Annotated in this window: 13 protein-coding genes; 4 read left to right on the plus strand and 9 right to left on the minus strand. The window is 62.9% G+C overall.

Annotation, left to right across the window (positions count from 1 at the left end; all coding sequences use genetic code 11):
- Positions 1–30 precede the first annotated feature (30 nt).
- The 3 genes from ASE00_RS10765 to ASE00_RS10775 all read right to left on the minus strand — a co-directional run bounded on the left by ASE00_RS10765 (position 31) and on the right by ASE00_RS10775 (position 2,668).
- Positions 31–402 (minus strand): STAS/SEC14 domain-containing protein, encoded by a 372-nt coding sequence (locus ASE00_RS10765; RefSeq protein WP_056380093.1) that lies wholly within the window; start codon positions 400–402, stop codon positions 31–33.
- A gap of 137 nt (positions 403–539) precedes the next feature.
- On the minus strand, positions 540–1,592 hold the full coding sequence (locus ASE00_RS10770; protein WP_082594725.1) for an MBL fold metallo-hydrolase: 1,053 nt from the start codon (positions 1,590–1,592) through the stop codon (positions 540–542).
- A gap of 11 nt (positions 1,593–1,603) precedes the next feature.
- A complete protein-coding gene (locus ASE00_RS10775) occupies positions 1,604–2,668 on the minus strand; it encodes an NAD-dependent epimerase/dehydratase family protein (protein WP_082594726.1) in 1,065 nt (354 codons plus the stop codon).
- A gap of 119 nt (positions 2,669–2,787) precedes the next feature.
- Here ASE00_RS10775 and ASE00_RS10780 point away from each other — a divergent pair, with 119 nt between their 5' ends.
- Together ASE00_RS10780 and ASE00_RS10785 are read left to right on the plus strand one after the other, a co-directional pair.
- Entirely contained in the window at positions 2,788–3,405 is a 618-nt protein-coding gene (locus tag ASE00_RS10780; protein WP_056381572.1) for a TetR/AcrR family transcriptional regulator, read from the plus strand.
- A gap of 387 nt (positions 3,406–3,792) precedes the next feature.
- A complete protein-coding gene (locus ASE00_RS10785; protein ID WP_082594727.1) occupies positions 3,793–6,165 on the plus strand; it encodes a TonB-dependent receptor in 2,373 nt (790 codons plus the stop codon).
- A gap of 365 nt (positions 6,166–6,530) precedes the next feature.
- On the opposite strand, the gene ASE00_RS10790 is transcribed toward ASE00_RS10785, so the two are convergent.
- The 6 genes from ASE00_RS10790 to ASE00_RS10815 all read right to left on the minus strand — a co-directional run bounded on the left by ASE00_RS10790 (position 6,531) and on the right by ASE00_RS10815 (position 12,562).
- On the minus strand, positions 6,531–6,824 hold the full coding sequence (locus ASE00_RS10790; protein ID WP_056380095.1) for an antibiotic biosynthesis monooxygenase family protein: 294 nt from the start codon (positions 6,822–6,824) through the stop codon (positions 6,531–6,533).
- Positions 6,825–6,917: 93 nt separating this feature from the next.
- On the minus strand, positions 6,918–7,343 hold the full coding sequence (locus ASE00_RS10795; protein WP_200957920.1) for a nuclear transport factor 2 family protein: 426 nt from the start codon (positions 7,341–7,343) through the stop codon (positions 6,918–6,920).
- A gap of 156 nt (positions 7,344–7,499) precedes the next feature.
- A complete protein-coding gene (locus tag ASE00_RS10800) occupies positions 7,500–8,351 on the minus strand; it encodes an SDR family oxidoreductase (protein ID WP_056380100.1) in 852 nt (283 codons plus the stop codon).
- Positions 8,352–8,513: 162 nt separating this feature from the next.
- A complete protein-coding gene (locus ASE00_RS10805; RefSeq protein WP_056380102.1) occupies positions 8,514–9,812 on the minus strand; it encodes an MFS transporter in 1,299 nt (432 codons plus the stop codon).
- Positions 9,813–9,862: 50 nt separating this feature from the next.
- Complete coding sequence (locus tag ASE00_RS10810) at positions 9,863–11,269, minus strand: aldehyde dehydrogenase family protein (protein ID WP_056380104.1); 1,407 nt, start codon at positions 11,267–11,269, stop codon at positions 9,863–9,865.
- 60 nt (positions 11,270–11,329) lie between these two features.
- Complete coding sequence (locus ASE00_RS10815; protein ID WP_056380106.1) at positions 11,330–12,562, minus strand: LLM class flavin-dependent oxidoreductase; 1,233 nt, start codon at positions 12,560–12,562, stop codon at positions 11,330–11,332.
- Between the two features lie 477 nt (positions 12,563–13,039).
- Here ASE00_RS10815 and ASE00_RS10820 point away from each other — a divergent pair, with 477 nt between their 5' ends.
- Together ASE00_RS10820 and ASE00_RS10825 are read left to right on the plus strand one after the other, a co-directional pair.
- Complete coding sequence (locus tag ASE00_RS10820; protein WP_162256441.1) at positions 13,040–15,127, plus strand: PQQ-binding-like beta-propeller repeat protein; 2,088 nt, start codon at positions 13,040–13,042, stop codon at positions 15,125–15,127.
- A gap of 128 nt (positions 15,128–15,255) precedes the next feature.
- A complete protein-coding gene (locus ASE00_RS10825; RefSeq protein ID WP_235538628.1) occupies positions 15,256–17,271 on the plus strand; it encodes a PQQ-dependent dehydrogenase, methanol/ethanol family in 2,016 nt (671 codons plus the stop codon).
- Positions 17,272–17,278: the final 7 nt, after the last annotated feature.

Genomic DNA, 17,278 nt, shown 5'->3' on the forward strand with positions numbered 1-17,278 from the left:
GGCGGCCAAATGCGGCGGTCCCAAACTGGTCTAGGGAGCTTCGAAAAGCCAGTTCATGGCATCGTCGACAGTGGTGAAAAAGCGGACATTCAGATGTCGCATTCCTCGCTCGGCCTGCATTTTCTTAAGGACGCCATCCGTCACGATTGCGATCGGCCCCTCGTCCGCCGCCAGCAGACCGTCGTTCATCAATCGATCGAACGCGCTGCTGACATCCTTTGACTGTATCTCGAGCGCCAGGCTGTCGGACAGGACGCGATAGCGATCGTGATCGGCGCGCACGCGCGACAGGAGAGGCCGGAGTTCCGCCTCGAAGGAGCGGAATATGTCCATCGTCCAGAAACCTTTGGTTTCTATCATAAGGAAAGCGCGGTCGGGGTCGTAGGCCAGACGATATGCCATGAAGGATCACTCGCTTGTTGGGCCGTCCCACCATAGAGCGTGGAACCAATTTTACAGCGTCCCCTTTTCGACAACTCCTGGCGGATCAAAGATGTTCCCTGGGCAGGAAAAAGCGCGGTTCCGTAACCAGGGACCGTTCAGTCGACGTCGAAGACGTCTCCGGGCTGGGCGGCGGCGAAGCGGTCGGGACCGATGCCCAGGCGTGCAAGAGCTTCGCCGAGTTCCTCGCGCGGGGCTTCCCGACCTTCGTCCGTGAGCTGGAACGTTCCCCAGTGGATACCGATCGCCCGGCGCGCGTCGAGGTCGCGCATGACCTGAACCGCCTCGGCCGGATCGACGTGCTGCGACGACATGAACCAGCGCGGAGCATAGCCGCCGATCGGGATCAAGGCCACGTCGGGCGATCCGTAAAGGGCGCGGATTTCCCGGAAAACCGCACCGTCACCATAACCGGTGTCGCCGCCGAACCAGATGCTGCCAACCTTGGTCTTGACCAGGAAGCTGGCCCACAAGGCGCTTCGCCTATCGCGCAGGCCGCGGTTCGACCAGTGGTTGGCGCGGGTCACGGTCACCGTCGCCGACGCATCGATAGGGATGCGACTACCCCAGTCGCCGGTGACGATCCGCGCCCCGGGAATAGCCTTCCGCACGATGGTGTCGTTGCCGAGCGGCATGATCATCAGCGGCCGGTGCTTCGCATGGAGCCGCCGCAAGGTGGCGATATCCAGATGATCATAATGATTATGGCTGATCAGCACGACGTGGATGGGCGGCAGATCATCAAACGCGATACCGGGCGCCGTCACCCGCCGCGGCCCAATGAAGGAAACAGGGCTGACGCGCTTCGACCAGACCGGATCGGCAAGGATATTGAGAGTGCCCGCTTGAATCAGCGTCGTGGCGTGGCCGACCATCGTGATACGCAGCTTGTCCTGGAGCGGCGCGGGGGCGACCGGCGTGATCTCGACCGACTTCGGCCATTTCGCCGCGGCGCGCGACGACTGCCATCGCCATATTTCCCCAAAGCTGCGATCGGTGGACGGCTGCCCCGGATTCAGGAACCGTTGCCCATCGAAATGATCGCTGACAGGCCCCTTATAATAGGGGTTGGCCTGCGCCAGGGCGCGTGAAAGCAAAATGATGATGGCAAGGCCGACGATGCCCGCGATTATCGCGCGATATGAGAACATGACGTCGGCGATCAAGGCAGGACATCGACTGGCTTGCCGGAGCTCGGCGCTGCATCGTGGCGGCTCCTGGTCTGCCGCATCGCGGCGAGGCCCTCCGCCAGCGTGATCTGCGGCGCATAGCCCAGATCGGCCCTGGCCTTGTCGGTCCGGATCGTGAACGGCTTGCCGATCAGCCGCAGCATCTGGCGGGTGATCGGCGGTTGGCCTTCGCGGCGGAAGATGCGCCACACCGCTCCCATCAGGCCGGCCATGAACCACGCCATCCCGAAGGGAACGGCCTTGTCGTCCGCGGTCACGCTCCGCGTCGCGAGCAGCGCCGAGATGAACCCTTTCAGAGTGCTCTGTTCGGCATCGGCGATATGATAGGCTTCGCCCCCTCGTCCGTGCTCCGCCGCGAGGAGCAACGCATGACACAGATTGTCGACGTGACAGGTTGAAAGGGCCTGGCCGCCCCCGGCGACCCACCGCCAGCGGCCGGCGTGAACCGTTTCGACCATTTCATTGAGAGCGGGCATGCCGAGCCCCCAAAGGAATGGAGGCCGGAGCACGATCGTCTCCAAGCCGGGGCGGCTGTTGTTGGCGGCAAGCAGGACGCGCTCGGCCCCCGCCTTCGAAGAGCTGTACGGCGCATATTTGCGAGCTTTCAGCGGCAGGCTCTCGTCGACATCGAGCATCGGCTCCGGATCGCCCATGACGACCGCCGCGGCGCTCACACCGATTACCCGCCGCACCGTGGCGGTCGCCACGGCGGCATCGACAATGGCACGCGTGCCGCCGATATTGACCCGGTCGAACAGCGCCTGATCGCCCCAGAGCTTGAAGTGAGCGGCCACGTGGAAAACAACGTCGCAACCCTTCATCGCCTTCAACAGCGCTTTCCCATCGGTCAGGTCGCCGCGCACGGGCTCGGCCCCCAGCGATTGCACCTCCGCCGCACTGTGTGCGCTGCGCGCCAGCGCGCGGACGCGCCAGCCATGGGCGAGAAGATGCCCGATCAGACGGGTTCCGACAAAGCCGGACCCGCCGGTAACGAATGCTGTGCCGCCGGAGCGGGTTGGGTTGGAAAGGTCAGTCATGCTGCAGCCCTCGAAGTGACGTGCGGCTGATAGCGCATCGCCGATCATTATACAACGAACATATTTCATATTTTGTTTGGCATTGATTGATCGGCGGCGACACGCTAGTTCCGGAAGGGATGTCCGACACGCAAACCTCGCTCGAACCGAACTTCCGCGCCCAGATTCTGGATGCCGCCAGCGCTCAGGTCAGGCGCTTCGGCGAAGCCAAGACGAATGTGGTGGATATCGCGCGCGCGCTGGGCACATCGCACACCACCATTTATCGCCATTTCCGGTCCAAGGCCGAGATCTTCGACGCCCTGGTCCTGGAACTGATGCGCGACGAAGAGGAACTGGCGGCAACCTATCTGAACTCGAGCGCACCTGTTGCCGAGCGGCTTCTGGCGATGTTTCTGGACCTGCACCGGCGCAAGCGCGAACGCTTCGTCGGCGATCGGGAGATCCATGACCTGCATCGCCGTATTCTCGTCGAACGACTCGATATGGTGTCCAGCTATGTGCAGCGCATGACGGCACTGCTGACGAAGATCATCGCCCAGGCGGTGGAGCGCGATGAATGGAAGGTCGACGACATCGCCACGGCCGCGTCGGTGATCAGGGATGCGATGACCGTCTATGTGCATCCCGCCTTCATTGCCGACCTCGTCAAACAGGAGGCGCCGGTCGAGGATATGATCCGCGCCGCCATATTGACGCTATCCCGGGCGTTTGAAGCAGGCGTGATCTACGCTTGACGTGGCCAGGGCCGCGCCCTGGGCGGGCGACCGGCACAAGCGAGCGTCGCCCCGATGATCCGACGGCTGCGGCCCCGCCGGCTTTTCCGGCAACTCCTCTTTTCGAATGGCCCGGCGGTTTTTCTTCGCCGGCGAGGCAATCCCCGGACGAAAACCCGCCCTCTCCGCACGTCCGTTATGGGGTGGGGCCCATACCAACATCGATCCCATCAATGCCCTGTATTCACCGTCAGGTGGAGGAAATCGCCCACGGAAGCGAATAGGATCAAAGCACCGGCACGTCCCTACACAACGAGGACGGCCGTAAGATTACGAAGCCCTGCCAATAGGCGGAGGCACAGGTAACAGGGAGGGGAATTAATGCTTATACCTACAAACTCTATGCGCATGTCGTCATCGCTGAAAAGCTTGATGATGCTGTCCTGCGCCGCGAGTGCACTGTTTTTGACTTCCGCCGCCAACGCACAGGCGACGCCCGACACGAGCGCGGCGGCGCCCGACAACGGATATGGCGATATCATCGTGACGGCGCAGAAGCGTTCGGAGCGCCTGCGGGACGTTCCGATGTCCATAACCGCGGCGACCGGCGACGAGCTGCGCTCGCGCGGCATCGCAAGCACGGATGATCTCGGCAAGCTCGTCACGGGCTTCACCGCCGCCCGGACCGGCACCGGCATGCCGGTATATTTCATTCGCGGCGTGGGATTTTTCGATACGACGCTGGGCGTGAGCCCGGCGGTCACGGTCTATATGGACCAGGTTCCGCTGCCTTACTCGCCGATGTCGCGCGGCGCCACGCTCGACCTCGCTCGCGTGGAAGTGCTCAAAGGGCCGCAGGGAACCCTGTTCGGCCAGAACTCGACCGGCGGCGCGATCAACTACATCGCCGCCAAGCCGACCGACCAGTTCGACGCCGGCTTCGAACTCACCGCCGGGCGTTTTAGGCAGGTTGATGCGGAAGGCTATATCAGCGGTCCGATCGGCGAGGGTCTGACGGCGCGCGTCGCGGTCCGCAACGAATATCGCGACGAATGGCAGTATAACTACGTCAATGGCGAGAAGAACGGCAAACGGCGCTTCCTGAATGGCCGGGCCCTGCTCGACTGGCAGATCAGCGACGGCGCCAAGCTCTCGCTTTCGGCCTCGGGCTGGAAGGACAGGTCGGAAGCCCAGCAGGAACAGTTTGTCGCCTTCACGCCGCTGGTTCCGGTCTCCGCTGGCGGCCGTCCGGCGGCCTTCCCCTTCCCCACTTTCCCGCCCGCACCGAACAACAACCGGGCGGCTGCGTTCGATCCGGGCGGGGATCTGCGCCAGGACACGCATTTCTATCAGTTCTCCGCGCGGGGGGACTTCGATCTGACCGACGCGGTAACGCTCACGTCGCTGACCTCATATGCCAAGTTCAAGTCGTTCATTCCGATCGACCAGGATGGCACTATCTATCCAATGGCATCCACGCTGATCTCGGGGAACATCAGGAGCTTTTCGCAGGAGCTGCGGCTGGCCGGTACGTCCGGACCGGTGCAATGGATGATCGGTGGAAACTATCAGAACGATACCGTTAAGGAGCTCTTCGACTCGGACGTGATCACATCGGGTGCAGGCTTCCCGGGGGGGACCTTTCTCTGGAACGGCTTCAAGATGAACAACGACCAGAAGGTCAGGACTTACAGCGGGTTCGGGAGTCTCGACTATGCGCTGAGCGACACGCTGAAACTGCAAGGTTCGGTGCGTTATTCGAAGCAGGACCGCGACTTCTCGGGTTGCGCACGCGATGACGGAACCGGGCAGATCGCTGCAGCCTTCAGCTTCCTGGCCTCCTTCGCCTCTGGGATTCCGCAGGTCATCCCGCCGGGCGGATGCGCGACCTTGAATGACGCGTTCATCGTTGCCCCGAACAATACGGGCACCCTGAACGAGGACAATCTGTCCTGGCGCGGCAGCATCAACTACAAGCCAAACGACACGACACTGCTCTACGCCAGCATCACCAAGGGCTATAAATCGGGCAGCTTCCCGACATTGCCGGCGTCGAACACCGCCCAGATCAGGCCGGTCAAGCAGGAATCGATCCAGGCTTATGAAGCGGGCGTGAAGACCAGCCTTCTGGATCGGGCCGTCGATCTCGATGGCGCGGTGTTCTACTATGACTATTCCGACAAGCAGCTTCAGGGCTATGTCGCGCTTCCCATCTTCGGAAACCTGCCCAGCCTCGTCTCGATTCCCAAGTCGCGGGTCTGGGGCACCGAAGCGAATGCCCTGATCAGGCCCGTCAAGGGGCTGAGCATCAACGCCGGCATAACCTATATCAACAGCAAGGTTCAGAGCGATCCTTCAAATCCGAAGGGCCCCTATGCCACGCCGACCCAGAACGACAGCTTCATCGGGCAGAGCTTCCCCTTCTCGCCGAAGTGGCAATCGGTCGTCGATGCGCAATATCAGTTCCCGATCAGCGAAACGGTGGACTTCTTCGTCGGCGCCAGCGTGTCGAGCCGCAGCTCGACCAAGGGCACGTTGCTGAGCGGCCGCCCTGCCGTCGCCCCGCTCGAGGCCAAGCTCTCGATCCCCGGCTACTCGCTGGTCGACGGGCGAATAGGTGTCACGTCCAACGATGGTATCTGGCGCGTCGAGCTTTGGGGCCGGAATATCTTCGACAAATTCTACGTCACCAATGCCAATCGTGGCAACGACACCACCTATCGCTTCACGGGAATGCCGGCCACTTACGGCGTGACGTTCAAATATCGCTTCGGCGGCTGATCGTTAGTCGAGTGGGAGCACTGGAGGGCAACACCACCGGGAGTCATCCCGGTGGTGTTGCCCTCCATTTTTCGTTTTGCTGCAAGCCTATCCCGGCGGTCTCGCGAGGAGACGCCAGGGCGCAACCGCGGCAGGCCAGGTCCGGCGGGCTCATGCGCTTGCATGCCGCGCAATATTCATTTGCCGCCATGGGTGACTAAACCATGTGCCCTGGGGGTTCGCGGGACTGGCCACAGCCATCGCCGCGTTCCACACACCGGCTACCGCCGATACCGTCCTGTTCAGGTAACGGCTGTGGCAGGTCCAATGACGCGCAGATCAATTAGGTTGTGGAGGCGAACCGCCCCGCTTTTATTCACCGGCCTTCAAAAGGCCCGACAGGCGAAGGATCCGCTCTGCGGACGGCCATCGAGCGTGACCATGACCGGGTCGAACGCGGCCTTGTCGATCAGCGCGGAGCCTTGCTCATAAGCCGCGGCGCTTTCCCACTTCTCTATGAGCAGGAAGCGGCGGTCATTTTTCAGATCCCTCAGGAGTTCGACGCCCCGGCAGCCCGGAACCTGGCGGACCACATCGGTCAGCTTGCTCAACGCCCTCTCCAGAGCGGTCTCCTCGCCCGCCCGGGCGAGCATCTCATATTGGCGCGCGAAGGTCGTCATGATATCCTCCAGGTCCTGGGCGGCCGACCACGGCCGCCGTTGAACGAAGGCGGCTCCGCTTCGTCGGCGACCGGGTTCACGGGACTGGCCGGATCAATGCCCGCCGCTGCCGGCCATGAAGGTCTCATGCGCGTGATGCGTATTGTGATATTCTTTCACGGCAGCGATCTTCCCGTCGCGCATCGTAAATTTGAAATGATATTGATTGTTATAGACCTTGGAATTTTTGAGAACGGCATAGCTTTCCGCTTCCACGGCGACATGATCGCCTTCGGCGACCATGTCCGTCACGGTGACCTTGATCGGGCCTTCCAGCATCGACGCCATCACGTCCATCATGCCGACCAGCTGCGGGATGGTCATATCGCCCGCGCCGGCATTCCACCATCGAACGTCCTCGGTTGCGAACCGGGGCAATGCCGCGAAACCTTCCTGCTCGATGGCTGTAAAGAAAGCTGCGACCAGGGATTTGTTGTCGGTCATCTCTACTCCAATCTTCATAAGGAAATGCCGCGCCACCCACGGTGACGAGCGGTATTCTGGGGGCCCGCGGAACGCGATCCGGTCAGGTCGGCCCGTCCCCGCACATGGGGTCGAGCAGTTCCTCCCTCGCCCGCGTTCGATCGTATCTGAGCGCGTGCACCCGATAGAGCGCGCGGTCCCGCCGCCGGACAATCAGGCTTTGGGTACCAGGTTGAAGCGCCGCGAGACGCCGCGATCGAGAATGCGTTTCGGCAGGATCCGCGGGATCACCCAATCCCGCATCTTGTGCTTCACGATCGCGTAGCGCGCTTTTGGCTTCGGGGTCGTCACCGCATCCGCAATCGCCCGGCCGACGACATCGGGCGTCAGTCCCGCCCGGATGTCTTCGATAATCCGCATTTCGGCGGCGCGCATCACCTTGCCATAATCGGTATTGTCATAGGGCCCCATCTCGGCTTCCGCCTTATAGGTGATGGGCGTGTCGACGCCGCCCGGCCCGATGACGACGACATCTATGCCGTGCAGCATGAGCTCGCGGCGCAGGCTGTCGGAATAGCCTTCGAACGCATGCTTCGACGCGCAATAGGCGCCGACGAACGGGAAACCCAGCTTGCCGGTGACCGACGTGATGTTGACGACGCGTCCCTTGGGGCCCTGATATTTCGGCGACGCGCCGAGCATGCCGGCAAAAGCCTGTACGAGCCGCATCGGCGCGAACAGGTTGACGTCGAATTGCTTGCGCACGTCGGCCATGGGCTGGTGGATGAGCGGCCCTGAAATCGAAATTCCGGCATTGTTCACCAATGCGGCGATGCGTTGATCGCCGATCGCCCTGGAAACGGTCTCGACGGCGGCAGCGATGCCGTCTTCGTCGGTGACATCGAATAGCAGAGGCTTGAACTGGTTGGGATATGAGCTGACGAGTTCGGCGGCGTCTTCCTCGCGACGCACCGACCCGAACACGAAGAAGCCCCTGTCGATGAGCGCCCGCGCTGCGGCTTTACCGATGCCGCTTGAAACCCCCGTAATCACGACCGTCCGCATTCCCGACTCTCCCTGTTCGCGTGGCTTTTGATCGTCTTTGGACGGGCATGTTACAGCGCCGCCCGTCCGCGGCGCATCCATCTGAAGGTGAATGTTAGATATCCGCCGGATGAATATGCCGGTGCGGGGATGGCCGGCGAACCGCCGTCCGATGCGATCGGATCACTGACCGCCGAGGCGCGCGAACCTTTGGATACTGCGCTCCGGATGGAGCATCGCAAGGGCGACGAGGCTGCCGATCGCAGCCACACCGCCCTGGAGCAGCAACGCCTGCGACCAGCCGGAAGCGTCATTGCCGGAGATGAGCCAGCCCGCCAGCGCGGGTGAGAGCATTCCGGCGGTCGTGATGCCGGCGAGGATAAGCGATAGCAGTCTGTTGCGGTGCGCGGCGGGCGCGATCTCGCTGATCATCGATGCGAGCAGCGGATAGATGGGACCGGGCAAGCCTGTCGCGAGGGTGACCGCCACCAGCTTGATGCTGATATCGGACACCATCGCCGCCACCGCGAAGGCGACCCCGCTGCCGGCCATGCAAAGCCCCATGATCACGCCTCGCGCAAGACGCGAAGGACGCCCCGACTGCAGCAATCTCTGGGAATAAAAGGATATGCTAAGCAGCAGCAGCGCGTGCGACGCATAGATGACCGACAAGACCCATCCGGCGTCGAGCAGCTTGAAACCGAGCCCCAGGGTGATGAACGGCGCTAGCCAAGATATCGCGAAGCCGGTGAGCCAGTAAGCCGCGAACCCCAGCAGGCATATCCCGATCACGGTGGGATCGCTCCAGATGGCGCGTTGGCTGATCGCCCTATGGGTTGCGGACGGCACGTCGGCGCGGGATGTGGTGGCTCTGAAAGGTCCGTCGGCACCGAGCGTCAGCCACAGCGCGAGGATCGCGACGCCAAGCAGGCTGCAAGCGAGGAAGGCGGCGCGCCAACCGAAAAGCTGGATCGTGTAGGACAGGACCGGCGCCGCGAGCAGGAAACCGGCGCTGGTGCCGAACATGACCAGCGCCGATGGCATGTTTCGGTCCTTGTTGGCGAACCATTCATGGCAACAGGTCAGCGCGGTCGGCGTTCCCGCGCCTTCGCCCATCCCCAGCAGCACCCGGCAGGCGATCACCGTGGTGAACGACGCCGCAAACACGATCGGCAGCTGCGAGACGCTCCAGATGAAGAGCAGCGCCGCCAGGATATGCCGGGGCCGCACATGCGGCGCGACGAAGAAGGCAACGAGCAGACCGCCCACCGCGAAGAGGCTGTAGAAGCTCGACGCGAGCAGGCCATATTGCTCGATGTCGAGGCCAAGCTCCTGCATCATGGGCTTCGCCGCCAGGCCAAGCACCGACTTATCCGCCGAGTTGGCGACTTGCACCAGGAAGAGCAGGAGAACGATCAGCCATCGGCGCCTGCGGGACACGTCCGGATGGCCTGCATCGGCTTCGCCCACATTACTCAGCATTCTCGCTCCCCGATCTGCCCGGCGTCCGGAGGCCGGTCTCTCGACGGTCGTCAGTTTTTCGCCCGGTTGACGACCGACCGCTGCGAGAATTCGAGCAGGCCTTCCCGCCCGAATTCACTGCCGATACCCGATTGCTTGGCGCCGGCGAATGGAATGTGCGGTCCGAAGTGCAGATGATGATTGATCCAGACCGTTCCCGTGTCGAGGCGGTCCGCAAGCGAGGAGGCGACATCGGCGTCGGCGGTCCACACCGAGCCGCCGAGACCATATTGAGAGGCGTTGGCCCGCGCGATCACGTCGTCGACCTCGTCGAAGGCGATGATCGGCAGGACAGGCCCGAATTGCTCCTCATCGACAAGGGGGGAGCCATCCTCGATATCGCGGACCAGCGTAGGCTCGATGAAATAACCCGGGCCCTCCTTCCGCTGTCCGCCGGCGATGATCGTCCCGTCACGCTCGGCGACCTCGAGATAGCGGGTCAGCTTTTCATATTGCTGCGCATTCTGCACCGGCCCCATCGTGGTGCCCTGCTCGAGACCGTCGCCGACGATGATATCCTGAACGCGGATCGCGAGCGCCTCGCACATCTCTTCATAGATCGAACGATGCACATAGAGCCGCTTGATCGCGACGCAGACCTGTCCGGCGTTGAAGAATGCGGCGCTGACTGCGCGGTCGGCGGTCTTGTCGATATCCGCATCGGGTAGCACGATGGCGGCGTCGTTGCCGCCCAGTTCGAGCGTCAGCCGCTTCAGCGACGAAGCCGCCGCCTCCATGACCCGCCGCCCGGTGGCGGTCGAGCCGGTGAAGCTGACCTTGGCTACCTGCGGGTGACCGGACAGCGCGCTTCCAAGATCATTCTGATCGATGATGATGTTGACCAGCCCGGCCGGGAAGAGGTCGCGGAGCGGTTCCGCCAGCATCAGCGTCGTGACCGGCGTCGTCGGCGACGGCTTGAGGATCACGGCGTTGCCCATGAGCAGCGCCGGGGCGAGCTTGTAGATCGCCATCATGAACGGGAAGTTCCACGGCATGATGGCCGCGACGACGCCCAGGGGCTTGAACCGCTGTTCGACATGATACTGCTCGTCATCCTGGATCAGCTGCGGCTCGAGATCCTGATCGACGAAATAGCGGATAAACTGGCAGGCGAAGCCCACCTCCATCTCGGCCTGCGGCAGCGGCTTGCCTTGCTCCATCACCAGCATCCGGGCGATGTTCGCGGCGTTGGCCTCGACGAAGTCGGCAAGCTTGAGGAGCGCCGCGCGACGCACGTCGAACGACGTCGCCGCCCAACCGACCTGCGCCGCGGCCGCGGCCGCGACAGCCGCGTCGAGCATCTTTTCATCGGCTCGTTCCACGGTGGCGAATACCACCCCCGTGGCGGGATTGAGCACCTCGAGCTGCTTTGCGCCTGCAACGAGCTCGCCATTTATGAGCATGGGATAGTCGGGCATGAGCCTCTCCTGTCGAATCTGGTTGTGCGGGGGCCGGGCAGCTTGCCCGGCGGGACGCCCTTATTTTTTGGCGCTGGAAAGATCGGGCGCGGCGGGACGGAAGCCGCCGCCCGTGTCCATCTGCCGCGCGGTGATCTCCAACGCGGCTGCGGCGCGCTTGTCGGCCTTGATCTTGGCCATGACGGCGGCGGTGGCGCCCGCCATGAGTTCGCCGCTCCGTTCGCTCACATATTGCGCGGACTCGCGCAGGGCGCCGTTGTAGCCGTTGATCTCCGGGATCACGTAGCGGGCGAAAAGCTCCCACGACCTGAGGGTCGCTTCCCGATTGGCCCAATCATGCGCGAAGCCGATAACCGCGCCCAACCCTCCCGAGATTTTCTGGAGATTGCGGATCGCGGCAATCACGTCGTCGGGGGTCCCGATGACGTTGGTTCCGGTGCTCATCGTATCGGTCAGGGCATCCTGGGCATGTTCGTAATGTTTACCGCCAGGCTGATTGAGCACGCCGACCTTGTAGTTGTTATTCCAGTGGTGGAGGCCGGTTATCACCTCGTCTTGCGCCTGTTGCCGGGTTTCGGCCAGATGCCAGAACATGACGACGCCCCAATCCTTCCGGTTCACGATATTGCCGTGCTTGAGGGCCGACTCTTCGGCGAAGCTCCATTGCGTCGGCAGCGCTTGCAGCCCTTCCGATGATGTCGAGGCCACCGAAATGACGCCGATCCCGTGCTTACCGGCCAGCTGCATACCGGATGGGCTTATCGACGAAGCGGTGGCCATGGGCAGCTTCTCCTGCAGCGGCAGGAGCTGGAGTGCGGCGTCGCGCATCGTGAACCATTCCGATTCATGGGTGATACGCTCACCGTTCAACAGCCGGATGATGGCGCCGAGCGCTTCATCCTGCCGGTCGCGCTGCACCATCGCGTCGATCCCGAGCATACGGGCGTCCGACGGAAGGGCCCCGGGTCCCGAGCCGAAGATGACGCGGCCCTTCGACAGATAGTCGAGCTGCACCATACGCTGCGCGACCATGAAGGGGTGATGATAGGGCAGCGAGACGACGCCCGTCGCCAGCTTGATATGCGACGTCACCTGGCTCGCGGCCGCCAGAAACATTTCTGGAGAGGCGATGGTTTCCCATCCGGACGAATGATGCTCACCGACCCATATCTCGTCGAAGCCGAGCCGGTCCAGGTGAGAGGCAAATGCAAGATCGCGCTGGAACAGGTGAAGCGGGTGCTCGCCGACGGGATGATGCGGAGCGAGAAAGGTACCGAAGCGTAGGCGATTCATTGACTATGCACTCCAAGATTAAGGTGGCGCATGACCGGCGAAACCTTTGCCGGCCTATCATCAGAAGATTGAGCGCGCGCGATCCGAAGGGTTTTGGGTAGAGGAAACTGGCGAACGCACGCTCGAGCCAGAGAATATTTTTGCCGCTGGCAATCTAGATCCGGTCAATAATCTCACCTCCCCATATCAGGTTATGCACGTTCGCAATGGAACCGCCCCCGATTTCTGGTTCGACCGCAAAACACGGCCGTACTAATTGATCTGGGATCCTACAATTCTGCGTGCCGGACGGCATCCACCTCTTAGCGAATGCAGATCATTCATACGGTCTATGTGTGTCGCGGCTTCTTCCTCGCCTAAGCTGTTTCCGATCATCGCCGCGAACAGCGCAGGTCTTGTATGGGCAAGAGGGGGAGAGGGATGCGAAGCTGGGGTCGCCTGCGCAGAGCATCGTTCCTGGCCGCCGCCATTTCCGTCGTGAGCGGAGTGACGTACGGCGCAGGCAACAATCTCAAATTCAGTGCGGCGCAGGTCGAGCGCGGCAAGCAATCCTATCAGCAGCAGTGCGCCGCGTGCCATGGCGGCGCCCTCAACAACGGCGAATTCGCCCCACCGCTCAAAGGCGCCGACGTGCTGGCGAAATGGAGCAGCGGCTCGGCCGGGGATATCTTCGCCGTGATACACGACCGGATGCCGCCGACCTCGCCGGGATCGTTGTCGGTCGAAGAGTCCGTCGGGTTACTGGCATATATCTTCAGCGAAAATGGCATCGAGCCGGGCAACATCGCCTTGCCGCACGACCCAGCATCGCTGGCCCGGATCTCGGTTCCGCCGCCGACCTCGCCATTCGGAGGGGCGATCGCCGACGATGTCGAACTGCCGCCGCCTCCGGCGCCATCGGCTGATCCGCTCCGGAATATCCGGCCGGTGACCGAAGCGATGATCGCGACGCCACCCGAGGCGGACTGGCTCACCTGGCGCAGGACGCCGGAGGCGGATGGTTTCAGCCCGCTCAACCAGATCGACCGCACCAATGTCTCCAAGCTGCGCCTGGCCTGGGCATGGTCGCTTCCCAGCGGACCGAACGAGTCGACGCCCCTCGTGCATGACGGCGTCATGTTCGTGTTCGGCCAGGGGCGGGACGATGTCGTTCAGGCGATCGACGCCGCGACCGGCAATCTGCTCTGGGAATATGTCCACAGCCTTGCGAAATCCGACACCCCCTATGTGAAGAAGTCGCTCGCGCTTCTCGGAACGCGGTTGTTCTTCGCGACATCAGATAACAAGGTCATCGCGCTGGACGTCCGCAAGGGCGCGCTGCTCTGGGCCAACGCGATCCTGCCGCCCGGCACGCCGGTGGTGGAAGGTCGCGTCGCCGGCGGACCGCTGGTCGCGCGCGGCCGGATCATCGTCGGAACGACGGGGCGCAAGCCGGGCGGCAATTTCGTCATCGCGCTCGATCCCGAGAGCGGGCAGGAACGCTGGAGGTTCGCGACGATCCCCTCCCCCGGCCAACCTGGCGGCGATAGCTGGAACGGCCTGCCGCAGGACAAGCGGTCGGGCGGATCGGTATGGAATCCCGGGAGCTATGATCCGGCATCGGGTCTCGTCTATTTCGGACCCGCGCCGACCTACGACACCGGCCCGCTTCGTGATCGTGTCGCCGATCCAGCGGTCAATAACGACGCGCTCTACACGAACAACACGATCGCGCTGGATCCCGAATCCGGACAGCTGCGATGGCATTTCAGCCACAGGCCCAACGATCAATGGGATTTCGACTGGTCGTTCGAACGCCAGATTTTCGATATCGATGTCGACGGGGTCCGGCGACGCGCGGTGGTAACCGGCGGCAAGGAAGCGATATTCGACATTCTCGACGCCGGAACCGGGGCCTATATCCGGTCCTTCGACCTGGGGCTTCAGAACATCGTCAAATCGATCGATCCCAAAACCGGCGCGAAGGATATCGACGCCAACCTTGTGCCGTCGCGGGCGAAGACCATCACGGTCTGCCCCAGTTCGGAAGGGGGCAAGAACTGGCTTCCGAATTCGTTGGACCCGGTCCGCAAGATATTGTTCGTTCCGCTGGCCGAAAGCTGCGAGGATTTCATCCCGGCAGGCCCGGGCGGCGGCGGACTGCTGACCACCGGCGTGAAAATCCGCCTGCGTCCCCGGGTCCAGTCCGATGGACGGTTCGGGCGGCTCGAAGCAGTGGACCTGCGCAGCGGAAAGCCGCTTTGGAGCGTTCGACAGCGCGCCATTCTGACCAGCGGAGTGCTCGCCACGGCCGGAGGCATCGTGTTCGCGGGCGACATGGATCGCAATCTGATCGCCTTCGATACGGCGAAGGGGCGTGAACTGTGGCGCACCAGGCTGAACGGCATGCCGAGCTCGGCCGTGATCAGCTATGCCGTCGGATCGAAACAATATGTGGCGGTCATAACGTCGAACGGCGGGCACCATGCGACCATATTGGCGCGCCTGACGCCGGAAGTGCGCAACCCGATCAACGCGGCATCCACCCTGTGGGTGTTCGAACTGCCGGCTGCCACCGCGCGGTGACGTTGGCGGCAACGACGAGACGCAATTTTCGAGGACATGAAATGCGGAAATTCGGACTTTATCTTGCTCTCCTCACAGGAAGCGTGGCCGGCGGGGCGCTATATGCCCGCAGCGGGACAGGCAATTCCATGCCCGCCACGCTGAACTGGCTCGCCCCAGCGGACGATGCGTCGGAACAGCGCTTCGTTCCGCTGGACCAGATCAATGCCACCAACGTCTCCCAGTTGGGACTGGCCTGGTCGCTCGACCTGCCGGAAGAACGGACCGCGCTGGCCGGCAGCCCGCTGGCGGTCGACGGCCGGCTCTATTTCAGCGGGGCGATGGGCATCGTCTATGCCGTGGACGCCGTCTCCGGCCGCCTGCTCTGGCAATATGACCCCCAGACCAATGCAGGAGCGCCGCGCGAAGCCCGGCTGGTCTACAGCAACAATCGCGGGGTCGCCTGGTGGAAGGGCAAGATCTATGTCGCCCTGAAGGACGGTCGCATGGTGGCTATCGACGCCAAGAGCGGAAAGCCGGTGTGGATCAGCCGCTTTCTGCGGGAAGGCGATCGCTCCACGAGCAGCGGCGCTCCGCGCATATTCAACGGCAAGGTGATCATCGGCAATAGTGGCGCCGAATATGGCGCTCGCGGCTATGTGACCACATTGGACGCCGAGACTGGAAAGATCCTGTGGCGCTTCTTCACCGTGCCCGGCAATCCGGCGGTCGACAGCGACGAAACAACGCGCATGGCGGCTGCGAGCTGGTCGGGGGAATGGTGGAAATGGGGCGGCGGAGGCACGCCCTGGAACGGCATCACCTATGACGAGGCGCTGGACCAGATCTATGTCGGCGTCGGCAATGGCGGCCCCTGGGATTGGAAGGCGCGGGGCAAGAAAGGACAGGACAATCTGTTCCTCTCCTCGGTCGTCGCGCTCGACGCGACCACCGGCAAATATAAATGGCATTACCAGTATAACCCGCAGGAAGCCTGGGACTGGAAGGCCACCTCCTCCATCATCCTGGCAGACCTGGATATCGGGGGGCAGAAGCACAAGGTCCTGATGCAGGCACCGTCGAACGGCTTCTTCTACGTCATCGACCGGACCAGCGGTAAGCTCCTGTCGGCCGAGAAATACGGCAAGGCGAATTGGGCGGACAAGATCGATCTGGCGACGGGAAGGCCGATCGAGAAGCCCGACATTCGCTATGAGAATGGGCCGGTGGTGATCTATCCCGGCGTGTCGGGCGTGCACAACTGGCAGGCGTCCTCCTATAATCCGCGCACCGGCCTGGTCTATCTTCCGACCATGCAGACCGGCATGCGCTATTCCTCCACCACGCCCGAGCAGAATGCGGCCTCCGGCAGCCCCGCGCGCCTCGGTGGCTGGACCGGCGTCAACGTCGAGCCCTATGTCGATCCCAAGGATCCGCGCGACAATAAGGGCTCCTTGGTCGCCTGGGATCCGGTGCTTCAGAAACAGCGGTGGAAAGCCGACTATTCCTCGCTGTGGAATGGCGGAACGGTCACGACGGCGGGCAACCTAGTATTCCAGGGAACACAGGACGGGCTGCTGCGGGCCTTCGATGCCTCGACGGGCAGACAGCTCTGGTCGTTCAAGGCCGGACTGGGCATCCTCGCCGCGCCGACCAGCTATTCGTTTCGCGGCAAGCAATATGTGTCGGTGCTGGTAGGCTATGGTGGCGCGGGTGGAACCGGCGGACCGCCGATGCAATATGGATGGAAATATGGACTCCAGCCGCGCCGGCTTCTGACGTTCGTGCTTGGCGGCAAGGCCAGATTGCCAGCCACGGCGCCACCGGACTTTAGCACGCACGCGCTCGACGACCCAAAGATCGCGATCGATGCTCAACAAGCCGGCAAGGGCGGGTTCCTGTTCGCCATAACAGGTTGTGGAACCTGTCACGGGCCGGGCGCTCAATCGACGGGCGGCGCTCCGGACCTGCGCGAGTCCCAGATCGCCTTCGATCGGCAATTCCTGGGCACATTTCTCCGCAGCGGCGCGGCGGTAACGTACAATATGCCGAAGTTCGACGATCTTACGGAAGATCAGATCGACGCGCTCTACGCCTATATCCGTTCGGAGGCTCGCAAAGCGCGGCTCGGCCATGCCTCACCTACGAACTTGATGGGCCCCTGATGCGGCC

Origin of the sequence: Sphingomonas sp. Root710 (genome assembly GCF_001429065.1) — a bacterium.
Lineage (GTDB): Bacteria > Pseudomonadota > Alphaproteobacteria > Sphingomonadales > Sphingomonadaceae > Rhizorhabdus.

Bases quoted from the DNA above. Each gene is read 5' to 3' on its own strand.
- ASE00_RS10825 (WP_235538628.1), top strand. From the start codon at position 15,256: ATGCCCGCCACGCTGAACTGGCTCGCCCCAGCGGACGATGCGTCGGAA.
- ASE00_RS10790 (WP_056380095.1), bottom strand. From the start codon at position 6,824: ATGACGACCTTCGCGCGCCAATATGAGATGCTCGCCCGGGCGGGCGAG.
- ASE00_RS10775 (WP_082594726.1), bottom strand. From the start codon at position 2,668: ATGACTGACCTTTCCAACCCAACCCGCTCCGGCGGCACAGCATTCGTT.
- ASE00_RS10785 (WP_082594727.1), top strand. From the start codon at position 3,793: ATGTCGTCATCGCTGAAAAGCTTGATGATGCTGTCCTGCGCCGCGAGT.
- ASE00_RS10765 (WP_056380093.1), bottom strand. From the start codon at position 402: ATGGCATATCGTCTGGCCTACGACCCCGACCGCGCTTTCCTTATGATA.
- ASE00_RS10810 (WP_056380104.1), bottom strand. From the start codon at position 11,269: ATGCCCGACTATCCCATGCTCATAAATGGCGAGCTCGTTGCAGGCGCA.
- ASE00_RS10800 (WP_056380100.1), bottom strand. From the start codon at position 8,351: ATGCGGACGGTCGTGATTACGGGGGTTTCAAGCGGCATCGGTAAAGCC.
- ASE00_RS10805 (WP_056380102.1), bottom strand. From the start codon at position 9,812: ATGCTGAGTAATGTGGGCGAAGCCGATGCAGGCCATCCGGACGTGTCC.
- ASE00_RS10815 (WP_056380106.1), bottom strand. From the start codon at position 12,562: ATGAATCGCCTACGCTTCGGTACCTTTCTCGCTCCGCATCATCCCGTC.
- ASE00_RS10780 (WP_056381572.1), top strand. From the start codon at position 2,788: ATGTCCGACACGCAAACCTCGCTCGAACCGAACTTCCGCGCCCAGATT.
- ASE00_RS10770 (WP_082594725.1), bottom strand. From the start codon at position 1,592: ATGTTCTCATATCGCGCGATAATCGCGGGCATCGTCGGCCTTGCCATC.